This is a genomic window from Kitasatospora sp. NPDC057965, from assembly GCF_042887135.1.
GTDB lineage: Bacteria > Actinomycetota > Actinomycetes > Streptomycetales > Streptomycetaceae > Kitasatospora.
The window spans coordinates 209,470-229,653 of record NZ_JBHVPZ010000002.1; the positions used below are offsets into that span (position 1 = coordinate 209,470).

18 protein-coding genes and 1 riboswitch are annotated in these 20,184 nt (G+C 74.7%); of the genes, 12 read left to right on the forward strand and 6 right to left on the reverse strand.

The genetic code is table 11. From position 1 onward, the window contains the following. Nucleotides 1–13: 13 nt before the first annotated feature. Nucleotides 14–874, reverse strand: a complete 861-nt coding sequence (locus ACFVVU_RS02835; protein WP_387788040.1) for a class I SAM-dependent methyltransferase — start codon at nucleotides 872–874, stop codon at nucleotides 14–16. A gap of 9 nt (nucleotides 875–883) precedes the next feature. Next, nucleotides 884–2,428: a bifunctional phosphatase PAP2/diacylglycerol kinase family protein gene (locus ACFVVU_RS02840; protein WP_387788042.1), complete on the reverse strand. Its 1,545-nt coding sequence runs from the start codon at nucleotides 2,426–2,428 to the stop codon at nucleotides 884–886. Nucleotides 2,429–2,598: 170 nt separating this feature from the next. On the opposite strand from ACFVVU_RS02840, the gene ACFVVU_RS02845 reads away from it, so the two are divergent. The 4 genes from ACFVVU_RS02845 to ACFVVU_RS02860 all read left to right on the forward strand — a co-directional run bounded on the left by ACFVVU_RS02845 (nucleotide 2,599) and on the right by ACFVVU_RS02860 (nucleotide 5,249). After that, a complete protein-coding gene (locus ACFVVU_RS02845; RefSeq protein WP_387788044.1) occupies nucleotides 2,599–3,303 on the forward strand; it encodes a lysophospholipid acyltransferase family protein in 705 nt (234 codons plus the stop codon). A gap of 124 nt (nucleotides 3,304–3,427) precedes the next feature. Then, complete coding sequence (locus ACFVVU_RS02850) at nucleotides 3,428–3,967, forward strand: hypothetical protein (protein WP_387788046.1); 540 nt, start codon at nucleotides 3,428–3,430, stop codon at nucleotides 3,965–3,967. A 107-nt stretch (nucleotides 3,968–4,074) separates the two neighbouring features. Next, nucleotides 4,075–4,455, forward strand: a complete 381-nt coding sequence (locus ACFVVU_RS02855) for a VOC family protein (RefSeq protein WP_387788047.1) — start codon at nucleotides 4,075–4,077, stop codon at nucleotides 4,453–4,455. A 35-nt stretch (nucleotides 4,456–4,490) separates the two neighbouring features. Then, entirely contained in the window at nucleotides 4,491–5,249 is a 759-nt protein-coding gene (locus tag ACFVVU_RS02860; protein WP_387788049.1) for a methyltransferase domain-containing protein, read from the forward strand. A 92-nt stretch (nucleotides 5,250–5,341) separates the two neighbouring features. Here the strand turns inward: ACFVVU_RS02860 and ACFVVU_RS02865 are convergent, their stop codons facing one another. Next, nucleotides 5,342–6,943: an ABC-F family ATP-binding cassette domain-containing protein gene (locus ACFVVU_RS02865; protein WP_387788051.1), complete on the reverse strand. Its 1,602-nt coding sequence runs from the start codon at nucleotides 6,941–6,943 to the stop codon at nucleotides 5,342–5,344. 217 nt (nucleotides 6,944–7,160) lie between these two features. Between ACFVVU_RS02865 and ACFVVU_RS02870 the strand changes: the two genes are divergently transcribed. The 4 genes from ACFVVU_RS02870 (at nucleotide 7,161) to lepB (ending at nucleotide 12,742) form a co-directional block, all read left to right on the forward strand. Further along, entirely contained in the window at nucleotides 7,161–8,087 is a 927-nt protein-coding gene (locus tag ACFVVU_RS02870; RefSeq protein WP_387788053.1) for a RimK family alpha-L-glutamate ligase, read from the forward strand. A 198-nt stretch (nucleotides 8,088–8,285) separates the two neighbouring features. After that, nucleotides 8,286–8,468, forward strand: a riboswitch (M-box (ykoK) riboswitch). Nucleotides 8,469–8,831: 363 nt separating this feature from the next. Beyond that, nucleotides 8,832–10,001, forward strand: coding sequence for a magnesium and cobalt transport protein CorA (locus ACFVVU_RS02875; RefSeq protein WP_380681469.1), 1,170 nt, complete (start codon nucleotides 8,832–8,834; stop codon nucleotides 9,999–10,001). A 404-nt stretch (nucleotides 10,002–10,405) separates the two neighbouring features. Next, on the forward strand, nucleotides 10,406–11,485 hold the full coding sequence (locus tag ACFVVU_RS02880; RefSeq protein WP_380681471.1) for a helix-turn-helix transcriptional regulator: 1,080 nt from the start codon (nucleotides 10,406–10,408) through the stop codon (nucleotides 11,483–11,485). Nucleotides 11,486–11,629: 144 nt separating this feature from the next. Further along, nucleotides 11,630–12,742 (forward strand): signal peptidase I, encoded by a 1,113-nt coding sequence (gene lepB, locus ACFVVU_RS02885; RefSeq protein WP_387788054.1) that lies wholly within the window; start codon nucleotides 11,630–11,632, stop codon nucleotides 12,740–12,742. A gap of 113 nt (nucleotides 12,743–12,855) precedes the next feature. Here the strand turns inward: lepB and ACFVVU_RS02890 are convergent, their stop codons facing one another. Then, nucleotides 12,856–13,548 (reverse strand): TetR/AcrR family transcriptional regulator, encoded by a 693-nt coding sequence (locus tag ACFVVU_RS02890; protein WP_380681475.1) that lies wholly within the window; start codon nucleotides 13,546–13,548, stop codon nucleotides 12,856–12,858. Nucleotides 13,549–13,852: 304 nt separating this feature from the next. Here ACFVVU_RS02890 and ACFVVU_RS02895 point away from each other — a divergent pair, with 304 nt between their 5' ends. Next, nucleotides 13,853–14,437: an NADPH-dependent FMN reductase gene (locus tag ACFVVU_RS02895; RefSeq protein ID WP_387788055.1), complete on the forward strand. Its 585-nt coding sequence runs from the start codon at nucleotides 13,853–13,855 to the stop codon at nucleotides 14,435–14,437. Between the two features lie 200 nt (nucleotides 14,438–14,637). Beyond that, nucleotides 14,638–15,831 carry a trans-sulfuration enzyme family protein gene (locus ACFVVU_RS02900; protein ID WP_387788057.1) on the forward strand — a complete coding sequence of 398 codons (1,194 nt, stop codon included), beginning with the start codon at nucleotides 14,638–14,640 and terminating at the stop codon, nucleotides 15,829–15,831. A gap of 86 nt (nucleotides 15,832–15,917) precedes the next feature. Here the strand turns inward: ACFVVU_RS02900 and ACFVVU_RS02905 are convergent, their stop codons facing one another. Together ACFVVU_RS02905 and ACFVVU_RS02910 are read right to left on the reverse strand one after the other, a co-directional pair. Then, nucleotides 15,918–17,702, reverse strand: a complete 1,785-nt coding sequence (locus ACFVVU_RS02905) for a SpoIIE family protein phosphatase (protein WP_387788059.1) — start codon at nucleotides 17,700–17,702, stop codon at nucleotides 15,918–15,920. A 109-nt stretch (nucleotides 17,703–17,811) separates the two neighbouring features. Beyond that, nucleotides 17,812–18,276, reverse strand: coding sequence for a MarR family transcriptional regulator (locus ACFVVU_RS02910; RefSeq protein ID WP_355359145.1), 465 nt, complete (start codon nucleotides 18,274–18,276; stop codon nucleotides 17,812–17,814). A 96-nt stretch (nucleotides 18,277–18,372) separates the two neighbouring features. Between ACFVVU_RS02910 and ACFVVU_RS02915 the strand changes: the two genes are divergently transcribed. Together ACFVVU_RS02915 and ACFVVU_RS02920 are read left to right on the forward strand one after the other, a co-directional pair. Continuing rightward, on the forward strand, nucleotides 18,373–19,218 hold the full coding sequence (locus ACFVVU_RS02915) for an SDR family NAD(P)-dependent oxidoreductase (protein WP_387788061.1): 846 nt from the start codon (nucleotides 18,373–18,375) through the stop codon (nucleotides 19,216–19,218). Nucleotides 19,219–19,372: 154 nt separating this feature from the next. Then, the coding region (locus ACFVVU_RS02920) for a C40 family peptidase (RefSeq protein WP_387788063.1) at nucleotides 19,373–20,184 on the forward strand (812 nt) is incomplete at its 3' end.

Below are 20,184 nucleotides of genomic sequence, written 5' to 3' on the forward strand. Positions count from 1 at the left end.
CTGAAGACGGTCTTCAGCGGCTGTGGCCCGGCGCGGTGGCGCGGGCGAGCAGGATGGGCTGGAAGAAGCCGCTGGCGGCGGGCGGCTGCCACTCCACGTCGGTGAAGCCCGCCTCGGTGGCGAACCCGTCGATCCGGTCCCGGGTGAGCGCCCAGTAGGAGCTGCGGCGCACGCTCGCCTCGCCCCACCCCGCACCGCCGCCGCCCTCCCGCTCCGCGAGCCGGAAGTGCTCCAGGTCGTACCGCTCGCCGTCCTCGTGCCAGTGCCACAGCTGGAAGGTGACGGTCCGTCGGCCATCGCCGTCCATGGACGGCTGGGGCGCCGTGGACGTCGGCCGGCTGAGCCGCAGTTCGTCGTACGGCCGGGTGGACAGCATCAGCAGGCCGCCGGGCCGCAGTACCCGGTGCAGTTCGGCGAACGCGGTGCGCACGTCCGCCGCGGTGAGCAGGTGCGGCAGCGAGTTGTCGGCGCACACGACGGCGTCGAACCGTCCGTCGGTGCAGGGCAGTCGGCGCATGTCGGCGGCGGCGGTCGGCAGGTGCAGCCCGCGCGCCGCCGCCTCCCGGCCGGCCCGGGCCGCGGCGGCCGGGCTGAGGTCGGTACCGGTGACCCGGTGGCCGTGCGCTGCGAGGCCGATCGCCTGGGTGCCGATGCCGCAGGCGCAGTCGAGCACCTCCGCCGGCGCGTCGCCGAGCCGGGCACGCAGGAGCGCGTCCAGGCTCGCGCCCTGCCGGGTCACGCTGGCGGCCCAGTCGGCGTACACCAGGTGGTAGTCCTCGGCCAGTTGGTCGTAGAAGCGGGCGACGGAGTGGCCCGACCCGCCGGACGACGCGGCCTCGGACGACGCGGTGCTCGGGCCGGTCGGTTCGCTCATGCGGTCACGCTACCGAAATCCCGGCCGTCCCGTCCCGGGGGCTTCCGGTGGCCCTGCCCGGTCCGTGCCGGGTCGGTAGACGGTCAGCGCCCGCGGGGCCTTCGCCAGTCGGAGCGCGCCTGCGGCGGGCACGGATTCGCCGTCGACGGCGATCCGGCCGGCGTCGCCCAGGGCGTCCAGGTCGAGGGCGCGGATCCGGGCGGAGTGGTAGACCCGGGAGCGGGCGAGCGTGCCGGACAGGAAGGCGGCGGCGAGCCGGGTGCGGGTGAACGGCCGCCCGCCGTCGACCACTCGGACGTCCAACAGACCGTCGGCGAGCCCGGTCCGGTGGGTCGGGGCGAAGCCCGGCGGATCGTAGACACCGTTGCCCGCGAACAGCAGCCAGAGCCGGCGGTCGCGGCCGCCGGCCCGGACGGTGACCGGCCCGGCGGTCGCCAGCACCCGGGCGGTCGCCACCGCGAGCGCCGGCCACTTGCCCATCCGTCCCTCGAACTCCTCGCGCAGCCGGACCAGTTCGGGGTATACGCCGAGGCTGAACGTATTGATGAAGTGCCGGCGCCCGGTGTCGTCGGCGGCCACGCCGAGGTCCACCCCGCATGCCCGGCCGGCCATCACGGCGGCCGCCGTCGCCTCGATGCCGTCGATGCCGAGGTCCAGCGCGAAGTGGTTGAGCGTGCCGCCGGGGAAGACCGCGAGCGGCACGTTCCGCTCGACGGCCAGCCCGGCGGCGAGGTTGACACTGCCGTCGCCCCCGCAGATCCCCAGCGCGCCGCCGGCCGCCGCGGCCCGGTCGGCGGCCTCGGCGAGCAGGGCGGGCAGGTCGTCCCCGGGCTCGCAGAGCCGGACGTCGGCCCGGGGCAGCAGGTCGCGCAGCGCGGCGACCGTGTCCTCCGGGCCGCCGGCGGAGAACGCGCCGCTGCCGGAACCGGAGTTGACCACCACCGAGAGACCGGCCCCCTCGGGCAGCGCCGGGGCCGGGCGGCGCGGCGGTCCGGCAGCCGGCCGCAGGTGGGAGGCGCGCGGCCACCACCGGAGGGTGAGCACCGCCAGCGCCGAACCCAACGCGAATCCGGCCAGGACATCGCCCGGATGGTGCGCGCCGGTGTACACCCGGGAGACACCGACGGCCAGCGCGGCGGGTGCCACCAGGGCGGCAGCGGCCGGGGACTCGATCGCCACGGCCGTGGCGAAGGCGGCGGCGGAGGCGGAGTGCCCGGAGGGGAAGGAGGTGGTGACCGGCTGGCGGAGCAACCGCCGGGTCGCCGGGACCGGGCCGAGCGGGGGTCGCGGGCGACGGGTGAGCTGCTTGGCCGCGATGTTGGCGGCGGTGGACGCGAGCAGCAGCGAACTCACCCCGCGCAGCGCCGCCCGCCGTTCGGCCCGCCCGCCGATGGCCCCGAGCGCGGCGGCCGTGCCGAACCAGAGCATCCCGTGGTCCGCGGCCCGGCTCAACCGGCGCAGCCAGCGGCCGGTCAGTGACCCGGTCCCGAACGGACGGTCGGCCGCGGCGACCCGGTGGAACAGAGCCCGGTCGATGACGTCCAGTCGCCTCATTCGTTCGAGCCTAGACGCGGTCGCTTCCGCGCGCTCGGCGAGCGGCCGCGCGGGGCCGGGGGGATACCCGGGCCAGGCTGAGTACAGCTACTCAGGCGCCGCCCGGCGGGGCCCGCGCAGACTGGTCGGCAGGACCCGCACCACCATCACCGAGGACCCACGCCACCGCCATGCTGAGCCGCGCCTCCGCCCTCCTCGTGCCCGCCTTCGGGCGCCTGTACATCACCGCCGATGCCACTGATACCACCGCCGAGGCCACGGACGCCGCCGACGCCGGCCGCCCCGCGCCGGGCAGCATCGTCGCGGCCAACCACACCTCGCTGGCCGACCCCGCCGTCGTGCTCGCCGCCCTGCACCGGCTCGGCGCCCGCCCGGTCGTCCTGGCCACCGCCGGGCTCTGGCGGGTCCCGGTGCTCGGACCGGCGCTGCGCCGGGAGGGGCACATCGCCGTCCACCGGGGCACCGCGCGGGCGGCGGAGTCGCTCGAAGCGGCGGCCGAAGCCCTCGCGGCCGGGCGGGTCGTGCTGATCTACGGGGAGGGCGGGCTGCCGCGCCGCCGTGACTCCGGGGAACTGCCGCCCGGCCCGTTTCGCAGTGGCCTGGCCCGGCTCGCACGGGCCACCGGCGCCCCGGTCGTCCCGCTCGGCCAGGCCGGCGCCCGCAGACTGACCTCCGGCGGGCCGCTCAAACAACTCGCGGGCCTGGCCACCGCTCCCGTCCGCCGCCCCGCCCTGCACGTCCACCTCGGCCGCCCGCTGCACCTGCCGCCCGACACCGTCGAGGCCACCGTCCGGGCCCACCACGCCGTCACGGCCGCCTGGAAGGTCGCCGCCCGCCGGGCCGAGGGGGAGGGCGACTCACGCCGGCCGGCGTGAGTCGCCCTGTCCGGTGGCGCGGGGCGATCCGTCGTCCGGCTGCGCCCACGCGGCCGGCGCTGTCCGTCACCGTCAGGAGAAAATTGCCTGGTGGACGGAGGGCATCCCCGTCACAATCCCGGCCATGCCCACAACGACAGTTCTGGTGATCTGCGGTCCCGCAGGTGTCGGCAAGTCCTCGACCGCCTACGAGGTCGCCCGTCTGCTCGCCGAGCGGAACATCGCCCACGCCCTGATCGATTCCGACGAACTGGACCGGGTCCATCCCTGGCCGCTGGAGGGGCGGGAACCCAGCGAGCTGGCCCGTCGCAACCTCACCGCGCTCTGGGCCAACTTCGCGGCCCTCGGCCATACGCGGCTGATCATCGCGGGGGTGTTCGCCGACCTCGACGACGAACTCCGCTGGATCTCCGACGCCGTCCCCGACGCCGAGATCACGCCCGTCCGTCTGATCGCCGATCTCCCGACCCTGGAGGCCAGGGTCTTCCGCCGGGAGATCGGTTCGGGCGGCGCCGACCAGCTCCGCAGGACGATCCGGCAGCTCGACCGGATGGGGCGGTCGGACTCGACGGCCGCGGTGGTCATCGATACGAGTGACCAGCAGGTCGGCGACATCGCGAAGCGGGTCATCGACGTCTGGCTGGCGGGTCCCGGCCGTCGGTGACCGTGCCGTCCTCGGCGTGGCCGGCCCGGTGTCAGGGGGGCTACGGTTCGCGGCACGAACGACGAACACGACGCGCCGACAAGGCTGTTCACGGCGGTGGCCGGACGGTGGTGCTGGTCGAGGACGTCGAGGCGGCGCTCGCCCTCTACCGGGACGGCCTCGGCTTCACCGTGCTCTTCGACGGCGACCACGACGGCTACCGACTACTGCACGTCGGCCCGGCGGGCGGTCCGGGCGGTCCGGGCGGTGAGTCGGGGGCAGGGCTGTGGCTGATGCCGGCCGACTCCGCGGACGCCCGGGCGGCGGTCGGCCAGCAGACGGGCGGCATGCCCCTCCTGGTGCTCCACACCGACGACCTCGACCGGGTGGCGGCCAGGCCGGCGCAGCTCGGTGCGCCCACCCGCCCCGGTGTGCCGGACGGCGGACCGGGGCGCTCGCTGCACTTCCGGGACCTCTACGGCAACGAGCCGATCGCCGCCCAGCTGTAGGGCGGGCCGGGGGCGGACGCGGCAGGATGGGCGGCATGGAGCGTACCTTCGAGGAACTGGTGGACGAGGCGGCCGAGGCCCCGGTCGACGGGTGGGACTTCTCCTGGCTGGACGGCCGGGCCACCGAGGAGCGCCCGTCCTGGGGGTACCAGCGGCTGCTGGGGGAGCGGCTGGCGCTCGCGTCGGCGGCGCTGGACGTGCAGACCGGTGGCGGGGAGGTGCTCGCGGGCGTGGCGGACCGATTCCCGCGCACGATGGCTGCCACGGAGGCGTGGCCGCCGAACGCGGCCAGGGCGACCTCCGTGCTCCATCCGCTCGGCGCGCTCGTGGTGGCGGATCCGGACGAGCCGCCGTTGCCCTTCGCCGATGCTGCCTTCGACCTGGTGACCAGCCGTCACCCGGTGACCGTGTGGTGGGCGGAGGTCGCCCGCGTGCTGCGCCCCGGCGGCAGCTACCTGGCCCAGCACGTGGGTTCGGCCTCGGTGTTCGAGCTGGTCGAGTTCTTTCTCGGGCCGCAGCCGGAGGCGCGTCGGGCCCGGCGGCCGGAGGACGCCGCGGACGCCGCCCGGGCCGCCGGGCTCGAGGTGGTCGACCTGCGCTCCGAGCGGCTGCGGGTGGAGTTCCTGGACATCGGCGCGGTGGTCTGGTTCCTGCGCAAGGTGATCTGGATGGTGCCGGGCTTCACCGTGGAGGCGCACTGGGCGCGGTTGCGCGAGCTGGACGCCCTGATCCGGGCGGAGGGGCCGTTTGTCGCCCACTCCGCCCGGTTCCTCATCGAGGCCACCAAGCCCTGACACCACCGCGGGCCCCGATACCGCCGGCCCCGGCCGGTTTCCACCGGTTTCCACCGGCCTCCACCGGCCTGCGGCGTCACCGGGGCCTCGGGTCAGTCCGCGGCGACCAGGTCGAGGTAGTCCTCACTCCACAGGTCCTCGTCCCCGCCGGGCAGCAGCAGCACCCGGTCCGGCCGCAGCGCCTCGACCGCCCCGGGGTCGTGGGTGACCAGCACGATCGCGCCCGGGTAGTCGCCCACGGCCGCCAGCACCTCGTCCCGCGAGGCCGGGTCGAGGTTGTTGGTGGGCTCGTCGAGCAGCAGCACATTGGCGCCCGAGTGGACCAGCCCGGCCAGGGCGAGCCTGGTCTTCTCGCCGCCGGACAGCACCCCGGCCGGCTTGTCCGCGTCGTCGCCCCGGAACAGGAACGCGCCGAGCACCTGCCGCACATCACCGTCGGTGAGCGCCGGCGCGGCCGCGGCGAGGTTCTCCCGGACGCTGCGGCCCGGATCGAGGGTCTCGTGCTCCTGGGCGAAGTAGCCGAGCCGCAGTCCCGGTCCGGGGACGACGCGCCCGCCGTCCGGGGTCTGCCGGCCGGCCAGGACCCGCAGCAGCGTGCTCTTGCCCGCCCCGTTCGGGCCGAGCACGACGAGCCGGCTGCCCCGCTCGACGGCGAGGTCCAGTCCGTCGAGCACGGCGCGCCCGCCGTACGACTTGGTGAGGCCGACCGCGCCGAGCGGCATCCGCCCGCAGGGCGCCGGCTCGGGCAGCCGGATGCGGGCGGTGCGCTCGGCCCGGCGGACGGGTTCGAGGGCGGCGAGCATCCGGTCGGCCCGGCGGGCCATCGAGCGGGCGGTGACGGCGGTCGCCACGTTCGCCCGCATCCGGTCGGCCTGGGCGTGCAGGGCGGCGGCCTTGCGTTCGGCGTTCGCCCGCTCGCGGGCGCGGCGGCGCTCGTCGGCCGCGCGCTGCGCCAGGTAGGCGGCCCAGCCGGTGTTGTGGACGTCGACCGTGGCGCGCTGCGGGTCGAGGTGGAAGACCCGGTTGACGGTGCCGGCCAGCAGCGGCACGTCGTGGCTGATCAGCACCAGGCCGCCGGGGTAGCCGGCCAGGTAGCCGCGCAGCCAGGCGACGGCGTCCGCGTCGAGGTGGTTGGTGGGCTCGTCGAGCAGCAGGGTGGCGTGGTCGGCGAAGAGGATCCGGGCCAGCTCGACCCGGCGCCGCTGGCCGCCGGAGAGCGAGCCGAGCGGGCTGTCCAGCAGCCGGTCGGGCAGGCCGAGGCCGGCCGCGACCCGCGCGGCCTCGGCCTCCGCCGGGTAGCCGCCACGGGCCTGGAACTCGGCCTCGGCCCGGGTGTAGGCGGTCATCGCGCGGCGCTGCGCGCGCTCGTCGCCGGCCGTGGCCATGGCGCTCTCGGCGGCCCGCAGCTCCCGGACGGCGGTGTCCAGACCGCGGGCGGACAGGATCCGCCCGGTGACGGTCACGGCCGGGTCGGCGGCGCGGGAGTCCTGCGCCAGGAAGCCGACCGGTCCGGTGCGGGTGACGGTACCGGCGGCGGGGCGCAGCCGCCCGGCGAGGGTGGCGAGCAGGGTGGTCTTGCCGGCGCCGTTGCGGCCGACCAGGCCGATGCGGTCACCGGGGGCGATGTGGAGGGTGAGGTCGGACAGCAGCAGGCGGGCGGCGACGCGCACGTCGACACCACGGGTGGTGATCAAGGGGATGACGCTCCGTAACAGCTAGCGGACACACGGGTGGCGTGGAGGCGGGTCCGTCAGCTAGGAGATGCGGGGCGTCGACATGGCGCCGAGGTTAACCCCCGGGGCCCGGCGGGCGCATCCGGATTTACCGGGGGACCGACATTCCGGAAAGTCCTTGCCCGGGCATGTCCGTGACATGTTCGATGTGCCCATGGGGCGTAGCGAGCTCGTTCTGATGACCGATCACAGCTCGACCGAAGGCAGCCGGGAGGCGCTGGTGGCCGCCGTCCGGCGGCTCACCGGAAGGGCGCCGGTGCTGCTCGACGCGCGGCACTTCATGACCGGCGGACCGGACGGGCCGGCCGGTGGCGGCCGGGTCCGCGGCAGCGGCGACGGCGTCGCCCTGGAGGTTCCCGCCGAGGGCCTCGCGGTGACCGCCCGGTCGGTGATCCTCTACGAGATACCGCCGCACCGGCGTGCGGAGCTCGTCGACTGCCAGCGGACCCTGCTCGCGCACGGCGTCCGCTCGCTCGGCACCGCCGCCGACGGATGGCGCACGGCGAGCGACAAGCGGCTCACCGTCGAGAGCTTCGCCCGCGACGGCGTGCGCCAGATGCCCACCGTCACGCTCTCCCGGCCCACCGCCGCCGAGGCCGCCGAGGTGTTCGACCGGCTCGGCGGCGACGTCTGGGCCCGCCCGACCGTCGGCATGAGCGGGCAGGACGTCTTCCACGTCACCACCCACGCCCAGCTCGCCGAGGCGGCCGAGTGCTACGCGCGGGCCGGCACCGACTGGCTGCTGGCCCGGGATGCCCGCAACTTCACCACCGACGGCCGCCGCCACCAGTACCGGGTGACCGTGCTCGGCGGGCGGGCGCTGCGCGCCGTCGAACACGTGCAGGACGACCCGGACGAGCCGTGCAACCTCGCCCGGGGCGCCGTCTCCACCCCGCTGCCGCTGGCGGAGCTGCCCGCCGGCCTGGCGGAGCTGGCGGTGGCGGCCACCGGGTCGGTCGGGCTGCCGTTCGCGGCCGTCGACCTCGCGGCGGAGAGCGGCGGCGTGGTCTTCGAGGTCAACGTCCACCCCGCGTTCGGCTCGCCCGGCGCGCTGGAGGCGGTCGCCGTGCCGTACGTGGCGGCCCACCTCGGCTCCTCCGACTGACCCCGAAGTCGTCCCCCACCCCGAAGCCGAACCCGATCCGGGCCCGATCCGATCCCTTGTCCGCGCAGGGAAAATGACGCAACGTCGGCAAAACGGCCGCCGGGGCGCCCGCCGCCGCTGCGCGCCCCCCCGTCGGGTCGCCGCAGGGCCCCTGGTCGAAGGACCCCTTTCGGGGGTACTAGACTCGGGGAGGTTGTGAAGGCACCTCGTTCGGTGAGGCGTCGCCATGGACACAGGCCACTGACCCCACGACGTCGAGAGACGCCCAGGGTCAGGACAGGTCTCCCCGGCCTAAGGGGTGACCCCAAGTGGCTGCACCCCGGAATCCCGGGGCGCTACGCCGTGGCGTGCCAAAGCTCTGACGAGATTCAGGGGTGCCCACCCGTCGTCGCGGCGCCCGTGTGCGCCCGCTCGGCGGTGTGGAGCCTCCTGGTGGCCCGGTAACGGCGACCCCTCGCGGGCGCCCCGACGGCGAGGAGGTGAGAGCAGTGGAGTGCGGTAGTCCGGGTCGAAGTCGGCCCCGCCCCAGGACGTCCCCCACTCTTCCTGGCACCCGGCACCCCTCCTCCCGTACCGCTCCCGACCCCCACCGCCGCACCGCCCGCCGCTGACCCCGGCGCGGCCGCGCGCGGCCCGGGCGCCGTGCGTGGTGGAGGACGGCCGGGCGCCTCCCGCCCGCCCCGCACCCCGCGACGTGCCACGTCCCCGGGTGCGGCGGCCCCCGAACCGCGGAGGTACCCCGTCATGTCCGACTGGCGTGTGCGCGCTGTGCGCGCGAGCAAGCGTCCCTTCACCCGTCCCGTCACCTCGGCCGGCGGCGCGCCCGCCCAGCCCGCCCCCGAGCACTCCATGGACCCGCGCCCGGACCAGCCGGTCGAGCACGTGAGCCTGGAGCGCTCCGTCGTCGACGCGGCCGTCTACCGCGACGGTCACCGCGTGCAATCGGCCGCCAACCTGGCCGACGTCTACCGCGAGCTGCCCGGCAAGCCCGGCACGATGGCCTGGATCGGGCTCTACCGCCCCGCCGAGGCCCAGCTGCTGGAGGCCGCCGAACGCTTCAACCTGCACGAACTGGCCGTCGAGGACGCCATCGTCGCCCACCAGCGCCCCAAGCTGGAGCGCTACGGCGACACCCTCTTCGTGGTGCTGCGCGCCGCCCGCTACCTGGACGACGTGGAGGAGGTCGACTTCGGCGAGATCCACCTCTTCGTCGGCCCCGACTTCGTCCTCACCGTCCGCCACTCCCAGGCCCCCGACCTCTCCGCCGTCCGCCGCCGGGTGGAGGCCGACCCCGAACTGCTGGCCCTCGGCCCCGAGGCCGTCCTGTACGCGGTGCTCGACGCCGTCGTCGACGGCTATGCCCCGGTCATCGCCGGCCTCCAGCACGACATCGACGAGATCGAGACCGAGGTCTTCGGCGGCGACCCGCAGGTGTCCCGGCGCATCTACGAACTCTCCCGCGAGGTCATCGAGTTCCAGCGCGCCACCCGCCCGCTGCTGGAGATCATGAAGAGCCTGGAGGCCGGCTTCGGCAAGTACGGCACCGACGAGGAGCTCCAGCGCTACCTGCGCGACGTCGCCGACCACGCCACCTACGCCGCCGAGCGCGTCGACGGCTTCCGTCAGATGCTGCAGAACATCCTCACCGTCAACGCCACCCTGGTCTCCCAGCGGCAGAACGAGGAGATGAAGCAGCTCGCCGAGGCCGGCCACGCCCAGAACGACGAGATCAAGAAGATCTCCTCCTGGGCGGCCATCCTCTTCGCCCCGACACTGATCGGCACCGTCTACGGCATGAACTTCGACGAGATGCCGGAACTCCACTGGGCCTTCGGCTACCCCTTCGCCATCGCGCTGATGGCCCTCGTCTGCACCAGCCTCTACTTGATCTTCAAGCGCCGCAACTGGCTCTGACGCCTCTGACGCCTCTGACGCCTCCGGCGGCTCCGGCGGGCGACGAAGGGGTGCCGGGGGAGGACGGCCGCCGCAGGCGCTTCGCGACAGGAGGTCTGCCGACGGGTCGCCCCTGAACGGTCACGATTCGGGTGCGCCGCCCTCGGTCCGAGTGCGGGCACCTGCGGCAGGAAATGACTTGACGTCAGTCAAGTGGCGAAGGAGGTGACTTGGCTCGGAGGTGGGGCCTTCGTGTCAAGGCCCGTGGCGGTGCTGTCGGTGGTGGCGCGGACGTTCATGAGGATGAGGCGCCGGGGTCGGGGGCCCGACCGGAGGCGGAGGGAGGATCCGCCTGTCGGTGCATGGGCCGGTAGTCGGTGTGCCTGCTAATTTCCCGAACCATGGGATCACGTGGAGCACGTGGGATGGCGGCGCAACAGGCGATCGAGGGGCTCCGGGAACTCGTCGGAGCGGGGCTGACGGCCGAGAAGGTGTTCCGCAGGGCCGATGAACTGCTGCGCACGCTCCTGGAGTACGACGCGGTCTGCTGGCACTCGGCGGACCCGGCGACCGGGTTGGTGACCTCGGTGCTGAGCGACGACCTCAGCCTGGTGGGGTTCGAGAACGCCGTGCGTCTGGAGGTGTGGGCGGACGACGTGGCGACCTTTCCCGCGATCCGCCGCAGTGGCGTCCGCGCGGAGACGCTCAGCCGGGCGACCGGGGGCCGGCCGGCGGACAGTGTGCGGTTCCGCGAACTGATCGGCCCGGCCGGGTTCGGCGACGAACTGCGGGCGGTGTTCGACGCACATGGTGGGATGTGGGGCTGCGCGGCGTTCATGCGGGCCGCCGACCGGGGGCCGTTCCTGGCCCAGCAGCGGGAGCTCGCGGACCTCGCCGCGCGCCACCTGGGCAATGCCCTGCGGGCCTGCCACGTGCCGCCGGCCGTCGCCGAGGGCCGCTGGGAGACGGAGTCGGGCTGGTCGCGGGACGACGGGCCGGCCGTGGTGGTGCTCGGTCCGGCGAACCGGCCGCTGGCGCTGTCCGGGCCGGCGGAGGAGCTGCTCGGCCGGTTGGCCGACCCGAGCCGGACCTCGCTCGGTGTGCCGACCGCGTTCGCGGTGGCCGCCGAGCAGGCCCGCCGGGCGGCGCGTGGGCTGGCCACGCCGCAGTCGAAGATCCGGGTGCAGGACGGCGACGGCCGGTGGTACGTGCTGCACGGGTCGACCTTGAAGGGCGGCAGCGAGGGCGAGGTGACGGTGGTCGCGGCCCCGGCGACCCCCGCCGACGCGATGCCGCTCTACCTCTCCGCGTACGGGCTGACGGCGCGTGAGCAGGAGGTGGCGCTGCTGCTGGTGCGCGGGTGCGACACCCGGGACGTGTCACGGCTGTTGGCGATGAAGCCCTACACCGTGCAGGACCACCTGAAGTCGGTGTTCGCCAAGGCCGGGGTGGCCAGCCGCCGTGAGCTGGTTGCGCGGATCATGCTCGGCGGCGGGACGGCGTAGCAAGGGGGCGACCCGGCCGGGTGGCCTGCCTGGGCATGGGGTCGCGGGTGTACGTTCTGACGGGTCGGCGGGAACCACCGTTCGTTAGCTGACAACGGGGGGTCCCGCGGCGGGGCCCGTCGGGCCGTCCGGAGGGGGCCAGGGATGAGCATCGAGGAGACCGCGGGTTCGGCGGGCAACGGTGAGGCCGGTGCGGGCGCCGGTCCGGCGAGCGGCCAGGCGGGCGCACCGGGGACGGGGGAGGCGGCGCCGTCCGCCGCGCCGGTGGCTGCCGCGGGCACCGCGACCGCCACGCACGGGCCGGAGGGGCCGGATGGGTCGCGAGGGCCGGGCGGTTCGGGTCGGCCGGGGGAGGACGGCGAGGGCACCGACGCGGCCGACGGCGGCGGGAGCGGCAAGGCGGCGAAGAAGAAGCGGCCGCTCTGGCAGGAACTGCCGATCCTCATCGGCATCGCCCTGCTGCTCTCACTGGGCATCAAGACCTTCTTCGTCCAGGCGTTCTCCATCCCCTCCGGCTCGATGCAGCACACGCTGGAGAAGAACGACCGGGTCCTGGTCGACAAGTTCACGCCGTGGTTCGGTGCCGAGCCGGAGCGCGGCGAGGTGGTGGTCTTCAAGGACCCGGGCGGCTGGCTGGACTCGGTGCCGCGGGAGAAGGGCAACGCCGTCGTCGAGGGCATCCGCACGGTGCTCAGCACCGTGGGCCTGCTGCCGTCCGACAACGAGAAGGACCTGATCAAGCGGGTGATCGCGGTCGGCGGCGACACCGTCGAGTGTCGGCAGGGCAGTCCGCTGAAGGTCAACGGGGTGGCGCTGGACGAGCCGTACCTGTTCCCGGGCGCCACGCCGTGCGACGACGCGCCGGTGGGTGAGGTGACCGTCCCCAAGGGCCACCTGTGGGTGATGGGCGACCACCGCAACGACTCGCGCGACTCGCGCTTCCACGTCAACGAGCCGGGCAACGGGTTCGTGCCGGTGAAGAACGTGATCGGCCGGGCGTTCGTGATCGCGTGGCCGCTGTCGCGCTGGGACACCCTGCCGGTGCCGGACACCTTCGGGCAGCAGGGTCTGGCGTCCGGCGGGCCGGCCCTGGTCGCCGGGGAGGCCGGGCGCCCCGGGGACGCCGGGAGTGGCCGGCCCGGTGGCGACCGGCCGGCCGAGCCTTCGGCGCCCGAGGCCGCCGCCGTGGCCGCGGCGGTGCCGTTCGCGCTCTGGCAGCGGCGCCGGGCCGCGCGGGCCGGAGGCGGGCGCCGCTGACGTCGGCTCCGGTTCCGGCCGGACAAGTCACCGGGTCACCCGCTCACCAGGTCATCGGGTCCCCGCCGCCTCCGTCCCGGTCGTTCCGGGGTCGGGGGCGGCGGCGGGGCCGTTCACGCCGGGCCGTGCCAGCGCGGGGCGGTGCCGTAGCGGGCGAGGAAGAGGTCGACGCCCGCCCCGATGACCCGGGCGAGTTCGGCTTCGTCCACGGGGGTGGCCGGGGAGAAGGTGTACACCAGCTGCGGGATGCCGACGGTACTGGCCACCAGCTGCTGGACGGCGAGCTTCGGGTCGGACACGTGCAGCGCGCCGCTGTCGGTCAGCTCGGTGAGCAGGTCGACCAGCGGGCCGTTGTTCATGTCGTAGGTGACGCGGTACCAGAGCTGGCCGAGCTGCGGGAAGCGGTCGATCTCGCCGATCACCAGACGGCGCAGCAGCATCACCTCGGGGCGCAGCAGGATGCGGGCGAGGGCGGTGGCGTGGCGCACGAGCGCCGTGCGCAGGTCCGGGGCGTCGGCGAGGGTGCGGGCGGGCGGCGTCAGATCGGCGTAGGTCTTGGGCAGCACGCCTCCGACGACGGCCAGGAACAGGCGCTCCTTGCTGCCGAAGTGCTTGTAGATGGTGGCCTTGGAGACGCCGGACCGGCCGGTGATGGTGTCCATCGAGGCGGCGGAGTAGCCCTCGGCGAGGAACTCGGTGAGGGCGGCGTCGATGATGGCCTGCCGCTTGCGCGTCGCGGCGTCGCCCGGGTCGGGAATGATCGGGATGCCGTACTCGTCGGTGGCGTCCTGGCGCTCGGCTGCCATGTGCGGCCGCCCTTTCATCGGGTGGGGGAGTGCTGAGGGTGGGAGTGCCGACCGTGTACTGACCGGTCGGGTCCGTTGTACTGACCGGTCTGTTCGGTGGACTGCGCAGGTCAGCCTATGAACTGAACCGTTCGGTACGCAAAACCCTCGGGGCTCCGGCCGACTGAACTACACGGACCGGCCTGCCGTCAAGACTGAACTGTTCAGTTGACAGACTGAACTGATCCGTTTAGTTTTCTCGACGTCGGCAAGCCCGACACCCGACGGAAGCCCGATCACCCGCACCACGTCCGAGGAGCCCCCCATGACCGCGTCCAAGATCTTCGCCATCTCCGGCTCGCTGCGCGCCGACTCCCACAACACCCGCCTGCTGCGCGCCGCGCAGAAGTTCAACCCGGGTGGCCAGGAGATCGAGATCTACGAGGGCCTGCGCGATATCCCGCCGTACGACCTGGACCTCGACACCCCCGAGCTGAGGCCGGCCGTCGTTCAGGACCTGCGCCGGCGGGTCCAGGAGGCCGACGGCCTGCTGATCGCGACCCCCGAGTTCAACTACTCCATCCCCGGCGTCCTGAAGAACGCCCTCGACTGGCTGAGCACCGACTGGACCCGCAGCGAGGGCCTGCCGCTGCACCGCAAGCCGGCCGCGATCCTCGGTGCCGCGCCGACCAACTTCGGCACCGTCCGCGCCCAGCTGGCGCTGCGCCAGGTGTTCGTCTGGACCGACACCGACGTCGTGGTGAAGCCCGAGGTCATCGTCTTCCGGGCGCACGAGCGCTTCGACGGGAACGGCAACCTGACCGACACGACCACCATCGAGCTCCTCCAGGGCCTGCTCGTCGCGCTCCAGGAGAAGATCGACGCCAAGGCGGCCCGCGAGGCGAGCTGAACCACGACGCCGCCGGCCAGGCGCACCCGGTACACCCGGCAGACGCCGGCCACTCGGCAGACCCTGGCCACTCGGCAAGCCCGGGCCACTCGGCAGACCCGGCGTCCTCGGCCGGTGGGGCGACCGGCGGGCCGGTCAAGGGCCACCGGGCCCGGATTGGACCTGTTCCCGCCGGGCCCCGCCCCGCCAGCATGGGCGGCATGAGCGACCACCACCGCGCGCTGCGCCCCGAGAGCCGGATCGTCCACCCGCCCGTCGAGGAGGTGACCGGCAGCCGCCCGCTGGGCGTGCCGCTGCACCAGGGCCACGTCTTCGCCTTCCCCGACAGCGACACCCTCGCGGACGCCTTCGGCGCCCCTGACGGGGCGTTCCTCTACAGCCGGTTCGGCAATCCGACGGTCCGCTCGCTGGAGCGCGCGGTGGCCGATCTGGAGGGCGGCAGCGGCGCGCTGGCCGCCTCCTCCGGCATGGGCGCGATCACCACCGTGCTGCTCGCGCTGCTCCGCTCCGGTGACCACGTGATCGCCCAGCAGAGCCTGTACGGCGGCACCTTCGCGGCTCTCGCCGACCTGACGGCGCGCTGGGGCGTCGCGGTCACCTTCGTGCGCGGCGACGACCCGGAGGAGGTGCGGGCGGCCCTGCGGCCGACCACCCGGCTGCTGTACCTGGAGACCGTCTCCAACCCCGTCGCGCGTGTCACCGACCTGCCGGCGCTGATCGGCGCGGCCCGTGAGGCCGGTGTGCTGAGCGTGGTGGACAACACCTTCACCACGCCGCTGCTCTGCCGCCCGATCGAGCACAGCGCGGACATCGTGCTCCACTCGGCCACCAAGTACCTCGGCGGCCACTCCGACGTCCTGGCCGGGATCGCCGTCTTCGCCGACGCCGGGCTGCACCACCGCGTCTGGCACCACGCCCTGGAGCAGGGGGCGGCGCTCGACCCGTTCGCCGCCTGGCTGACGCTGCGCGGGATGCAGACCCTGGGCCTGCGGATGCGCCGGCACAACGAGGTCGCGCTCGACCTGGCCGGGCGGCTCGCCGCCCACCCGGCGGTCGCCGCGGTGCACCACCCGGGCCTGCCCGGCCACCCGGACCACGAGCGGGCCCGGCGACTGCTGCCGGACGGTCAGGGCGGGGTGTTCGCCTTCGACCTGGCCGGCGGGCGGGAGGCGGCGCGCACCTTCGTCGGCGCGGTGCGCCTCGCCTCGCTCGCGCCCTCGCTGGGAGGCGTGCACACCCTGGTCCTGCACCCGGCCAGCACCTCCCACCGTCAGCTGTCCGACGACGAGCTGACCGCCGCGGGCATCGGCCCCGGCACGGTGCGGATCGCCGTCGGCATCGAGCACCCCGAGGACCTCTGGGCCGATCTGGAGCAGGCCCTGGCCGGACTCTGACCGGTCCCGGGCCCGGACGGGGGCCACCGGCCGCCGCGCCCCTGCGCCGCGGGCCCCCTGCGCCGCGCCCCTACGCCGTGGGCCCCCTATGCCGCAGGCCGGGGCCGCGGCCGGGCCGCCAGCACGGCGATGTCGTCCTCCGCCGGGTGGCCGGCGTCCGGGCCGACGCCGTGCAGCGCCGCGTCCAGCAGGTCGTCGAGCGGCCCGGCGGCCGGCAGCCGCAGCGCGGCGAGGCGGGCCAGCGAGGCGTCGATGTCCTCGCCGCGCCGCTCCACCAGACCGTCCGTGTACAGCAGCAGGGTCTCGCCCGGCAGCAGGTCGCGGCCGGCCTGTTCGTACCCGCCGAGCCCGGTGCCGAGCGGCGGCCCGGTCGGGAGCCGCAGCAGTTCGGTGGGCCGGCCCGGGGCGATCAGGGCCGGCGGGAGGTGCCCGGCGCTGGCGAACGTCCACCGGCCCCGGCCCGGGTCGGCGAGGGCGAGCAGGCAGGTCGCCGGGCGGGCGGACTCGTTGGCGGCGATGACGGCGTCCAGCTGGCGCAGGATCCGGTGCGGCGGCAGGTCCATCGCGGCGACGTCGCGCAGGGTGGCGCGGTAGCTGCTCATGTCGACGGCCGCCTCGACGCCGTGGCCCATCACGTCGCCCATGACCAGCAGGGTGCGCCCGAACGGCAGGCGGACCGTCTCGTACCAGTCGCCGCCGACCACCGAGCTGCTGCCGGACGGCAGGTAGCGGGAGGCGAGTTCGAGGTTCTGGTGCGGATGGCCGGGCTCGCTGAGCAGCGCGCGCTGGAGGTCGAGCGCGATGCCCTGCGAACGGCTGTAGCGGCGCGCGTTGTCGATGCCGGTGGCGGCCCGGGCGGCGAGGTCGCCGACCAGCACCGCGTCGTCGGGCCCGAAAGCGGGGGAGCCGGCGGTGCGGGCCAGCGTCAGCAGTCCGATCAGCCGGCCGCGCGCGGTCAGCGGCACCACCAGCAGCGAGGTCACCCCGGCGGCCCGGTACACGGCCGCGCTGTCCCGGTCGGGCGCAGCCTCGGCCAGTTCCTCGGCGGTGCGCGGTGCGACCAGCACGGCGACCCCGGAGGCCAGCGCCCGGGCCGCCGTCGAACCGTCCCGGTGGCGCACCGACTCGCCCGGGCGCGGCAGCCGGTCCACGGCCGGCCGCAGCCCCTGCGCGCAGTCGAGCGCGGCCCGGTGGAAGCGACGGCCCGGCGCCCGGCCGGTGCGGGCGTCGGCGTCCGGCGGCAGGACGTCGACGGTGGCCAGCTCGGCCAGCCGGGGCACGGCGAACGCCGACAGTTCGGCGCAGGTGGTGTCGACGTCCAGGGTGGTGCCGATCCGTTCGGCGGCGGTCTCCAGGAGGGCGAGGCGGGTGCGCGCCCGGGCGAGTTCGCGCCGCAGCTCCCGGTCCGGGTCGGGGTCGTCGAGGACCAGGACCACCACGCCGGCGGGGCGGCCGTCGGCGGTCAGCAGCCGGTAGCGCACCCGCAGGCCGGGCGGCACCGGCGCTCCCGGACCGTCCGGTCCGCCGGTGGTGCGTTCACGGTCCCGCCCGTCGGCCAGCACGCGGCGCAGCGTGCCGGCGGCGTCCGCGAACGCCGTGGCCTCCACCGGCCGGCCCTGCAGGTCGGCCCGGCGCAGGCCGGTGACCGTGCTGAAGGCCGGGTTCAGGTAGAGCCAGCGCAGCTCGGCGTCGAGTAGCGCCACTCCGGCGGGCAGGACGCCGATCAGCTCACCGAGTAGAACCGGGCCGTCGCCCTCCGTAGCGCCGTAGGCCCTCCCGCGGAGCGCCGCGGCCGCCGCCGTGAGCGCGTCGGTCTCCGCGCCCGGCGGGGTGCCGCCGTCTCCTCCTCCGCCGCCGTGTCGGAACCGCATAGGCCCATGATCACGCCCCGGGCCGCGCCGCGCCCACGGAGTGGCGCGTGCTTGACCGGTCGATGGGCTTCCGGTAATGCGACCGCAAGGCGACCGGGTCGGGGGCGCCTCAGGCTTCGGGGCGGTGCTTGAGCTTCGCCCAGACCCTTTCCAGCGCGGCGATGTCGGCGTCGTCGAGGCGGTCGTCGAAGGCCTCGGCGAGTGCGGCGCGGCGGGTCGCGTCGGCGGCGGTGAACAGTTGCCGGCCCTCCGGCGTCAGCGCGATCCGTACCGAACGGGCGTCGGTGGGGGAGGGGGCGCGCTCGACCAGGCCGCGCGCCTGAAGGGCGTCGGCGACCCGGGAGACCTGGCTGCGGCTCAGCAGCGTCTTGGCTCCCAGGTCGGAGGCGGCGACCGGCCGGTCCTGGGCGTGCAGCCAGAGCATCACCTCGAACCAGGAGAGCGGCAGGTCGTGGGCCCGGGTGAGGGCCTGGTCGACCCGGGTGCTGAGGGTGGTGCCGGCCCAGACCAGGCCGTAGAAGGCGTGATCGCGGGCGGTGAGGTCTCCCAGGGTGAGGTCGGTGCGCTGCGCCATGCCCGTCAGCCTACCTTTGTGCGTGTGCGCGCACACATCTTGCTATGGTGTGTGTGCACGCACACAAGCCGAAGCCGCAAGCGCGAAGGAGCCCTCATGGCCAGTGACCGGATCGTCCTCATCACCGGCACCTCCAGTGGTATCGGCCTCGCCGCCGCGGTCGCGGCCGCCCGCGCAGGCTTCCGCGTCATCGCCACCATGCGCGACACCGGGCGCTCCGGTGCGCTGCTCAAGGCCGCCGAGGCGGCCGGGGTCGCGCACCGGGTCGAACTCGCCCGGCTCGACGTCACCGACACCGCCTCCGTCGCCGAGTGCCTGGCCGGGGTCCTCGACCGGCACGGACGGCTCGACGCCGTGGTCAACAACGCGGGCGCCGGGCGGGTCGGCACCGTCGAGCAGGACGGGCTCGCCCCCGTCCGTGAGGTCATGGAGGTCAACTTCTTCGGCGTCGTCGAGGTGACCCGGGCCGCCCTGCCGCACCTGCGGGCCACCGGCGGCCGGGTGGTCACCGTGACCAGCGTCGGCGGCGTGGTCGGCCAGCCGTTCAACGAGGCCTACTGTGCGGCCAAGTTCGCCGTCGAGGGGTTCATGGAGTCGCTCGCCCCGGTCGCCGCCACCGTCGGCGTGTCCGTCTCCGTGGTCGAACCCGGCGCCGTGGCCAGCGAGTTCGTCGCCAGCCAGGGCATCGACCTGCCCGCCCTGCTGGCCGCCGCCGGCCCGTACGCGCCCGCCCTGGAGGCCTATGCGGCGCGCACCCGGGCCGCCTTCGACCAGGCGCAGACGTCCGAGCGGGCCGCCGAGGCCGTGATCGACGCGCTCACCGCCGAGCGGCCGGCGTTCCGCCTGCAGACCTCCGACCGGGCTCGCGCGTTCGTGGGCGCCAAGCTCGCCGACCTCGACGGTTCCGCTGTCCAGGCGATGACGAGCGGCTGGGTGGCCTGAGCCTGGTCCTGGGCCTGGGCCTGCGCGTGAGCCTGGGCCTGGGCGTGAGTCTGAGCCTGGGCGTGAAGCTGGGCCTGCGACGCCGGTCCCGTTCCGGCATGTTCACCTAAAGATCATTGACCCACCGTCAGTGTCGCTGGAACGATTCGGGGTCATGACTACGCGCGTAAACCTTCTGTCCCGTCGGTTGATCGCCCCGTTACGGTGGGCGGCCCTGCTGTCCGTGCTGGTGTCGGTCGGGGTCTTCTTCGCCGGCGCCGGAGCGGCCCAGGCGGCGCCCGCCTGCGGGGTGCTCTCCACCGGGGCGGCGCCCCAGGCCGCCGCCGCCGTCCGCTCCGCCTGCGGGCTGATCGGCACCCCGTACTCGTGGGGCGGCGGCCACGGCGCGACGCCCGGCCCGACGTACGGGCTCTGCGACCCCGCCAACGGCGCGCCCAACGACTGCAACGTCCGCGGCCTGGACTGCTCCGGCATGGTCCGCTACGCCTACGACCTGGCCGTCGGCGAGGACGTCATCAACGGCACCACCCGGACCCAGTGGCCGACCTCCAGAGCCGTCGCCCGCTACTACCGGGCGGACGGAACGGCGCCGTTGCTCCCCGGGGACCTGGTGTACTTCGGGAACACCGCCTCCACCATCCACCACGTCGCGATGTACCTCGGGCAGGGCTGGATCGTCGAGGCCCCGTACTCCGGCGGCTACGTCCAGGTGGCGGCGCTCTCCTCGCACGGCGACTACTACGGGGCCATCCGGCTGTACGGATCCGGCTCCTCCTCGACCACGCCTCCGACCACGCCCCCGGCGGGCGGCGGCCAGTACTGGGTGGACACCTTCTCCAATGCGCCGGTGTACGGTTCGCCGACGTCGACGAGCAGTACGGGGACGCTGTACCAGGGGACGAACTACGTGTACTGCAAGGCGTGGGGCCGTGAGGTGTCCAGCGGCGGCAGCTTCAACCACTGGTG

What these genes read in the sequence shown, in the direction of transcription:
- ACFVVU_RS02870 (WP_387788053.1), top strand. Translation starts at nt 7,161, where the DNA reads ATGACCGATCACAGCTCGACCGAAGGCAGCCGGGAGGCGCTGGTGGCC.
- ACFVVU_RS02835 (WP_387788040.1), bottom strand. Translation starts at nt 874, where the DNA reads ATGAGCGAACCGACCGGCCCGAGCACCGCGTCGTCCGAGGCCGCGTCG.
- ACFVVU_RS02900 (WP_387788057.1), top strand. Translation starts at nt 14,638, where the DNA reads ATGAGCGACCACCACCGCGCGCTGCGCCCCGAGAGCCGGATCGTCCAC.
- ACFVVU_RS02895 (WP_387788055.1), top strand. Translation starts at nt 13,853, where the DNA reads ATGACCGCGTCCAAGATCTTCGCCATCTCCGGCTCGCTGCGCGCCGAC.
- ACFVVU_RS02850 (WP_387788046.1), top strand. Translation starts at nt 3,428, where the DNA reads ATGCCCACAACGACAGTTCTGGTGATCTGCGGTCCCGCAGGTGTCGGC.
- ACFVVU_RS02840 (WP_387788042.1), bottom strand. Translation starts at nt 2,428, where the DNA reads ATGAGGCGACTGGACGTCATCGACCGGGCTCTGTTCCACCGGGTCGCC.
- lepB (WP_387788054.1), top strand. Translation starts at nt 11,630, where the DNA reads ATGAGCATCGAGGAGACCGCGGGTTCGGCGGGCAACGGTGAGGCCGGT.
- ACFVVU_RS02910 (WP_355359145.1), bottom strand. Translation starts at nt 18,276, where the DNA reads ATGGCGCAGCGCACCGACCTCACCCTGGGAGACCTCACCGCCCGCGAT.
- ACFVVU_RS02915 (WP_387788061.1), top strand. Translation starts at nt 18,373, where the DNA reads ATGGCCAGTGACCGGATCGTCCTCATCACCGGCACCTCCAGTGGTATC.
- ACFVVU_RS02875 (WP_380681469.1), top strand. Translation starts at nt 8,832, where the DNA reads ATGTCCGACTGGCGTGTGCGCGCTGTGCGCGCGAGCAAGCGTCCCTTC.
- ACFVVU_RS02860 (WP_387788049.1), top strand. Translation starts at nt 4,491, where the DNA reads ATGGAGCGTACCTTCGAGGAACTGGTGGACGAGGCGGCCGAGGCCCCG.
- ACFVVU_RS02880 (WP_380681471.1), top strand. Translation starts at nt 10,406, where the DNA reads ATGGCGGCGCAACAGGCGATCGAGGGGCTCCGGGAACTCGTCGGAGCG.
- ACFVVU_RS02905 (WP_387788059.1), bottom strand. Translation starts at nt 17,702, where the DNA reads ATGCGGTTCCGACACGGCGGCGGAGGAGGAGACGGCGGCACCCCGCCG.
- ACFVVU_RS02845 (WP_387788044.1), top strand. Translation starts at nt 2,599, where the DNA reads ATGCTGAGCCGCGCCTCCGCCCTCCTCGTGCCCGCCTTCGGGCGCCTG.
- ACFVVU_RS02890 (WP_380681475.1), bottom strand. Translation starts at nt 13,548, where the DNA reads ATGGCAGCCGAGCGCCAGGACGCCACCGACGAGTACGGCATCCCGATC.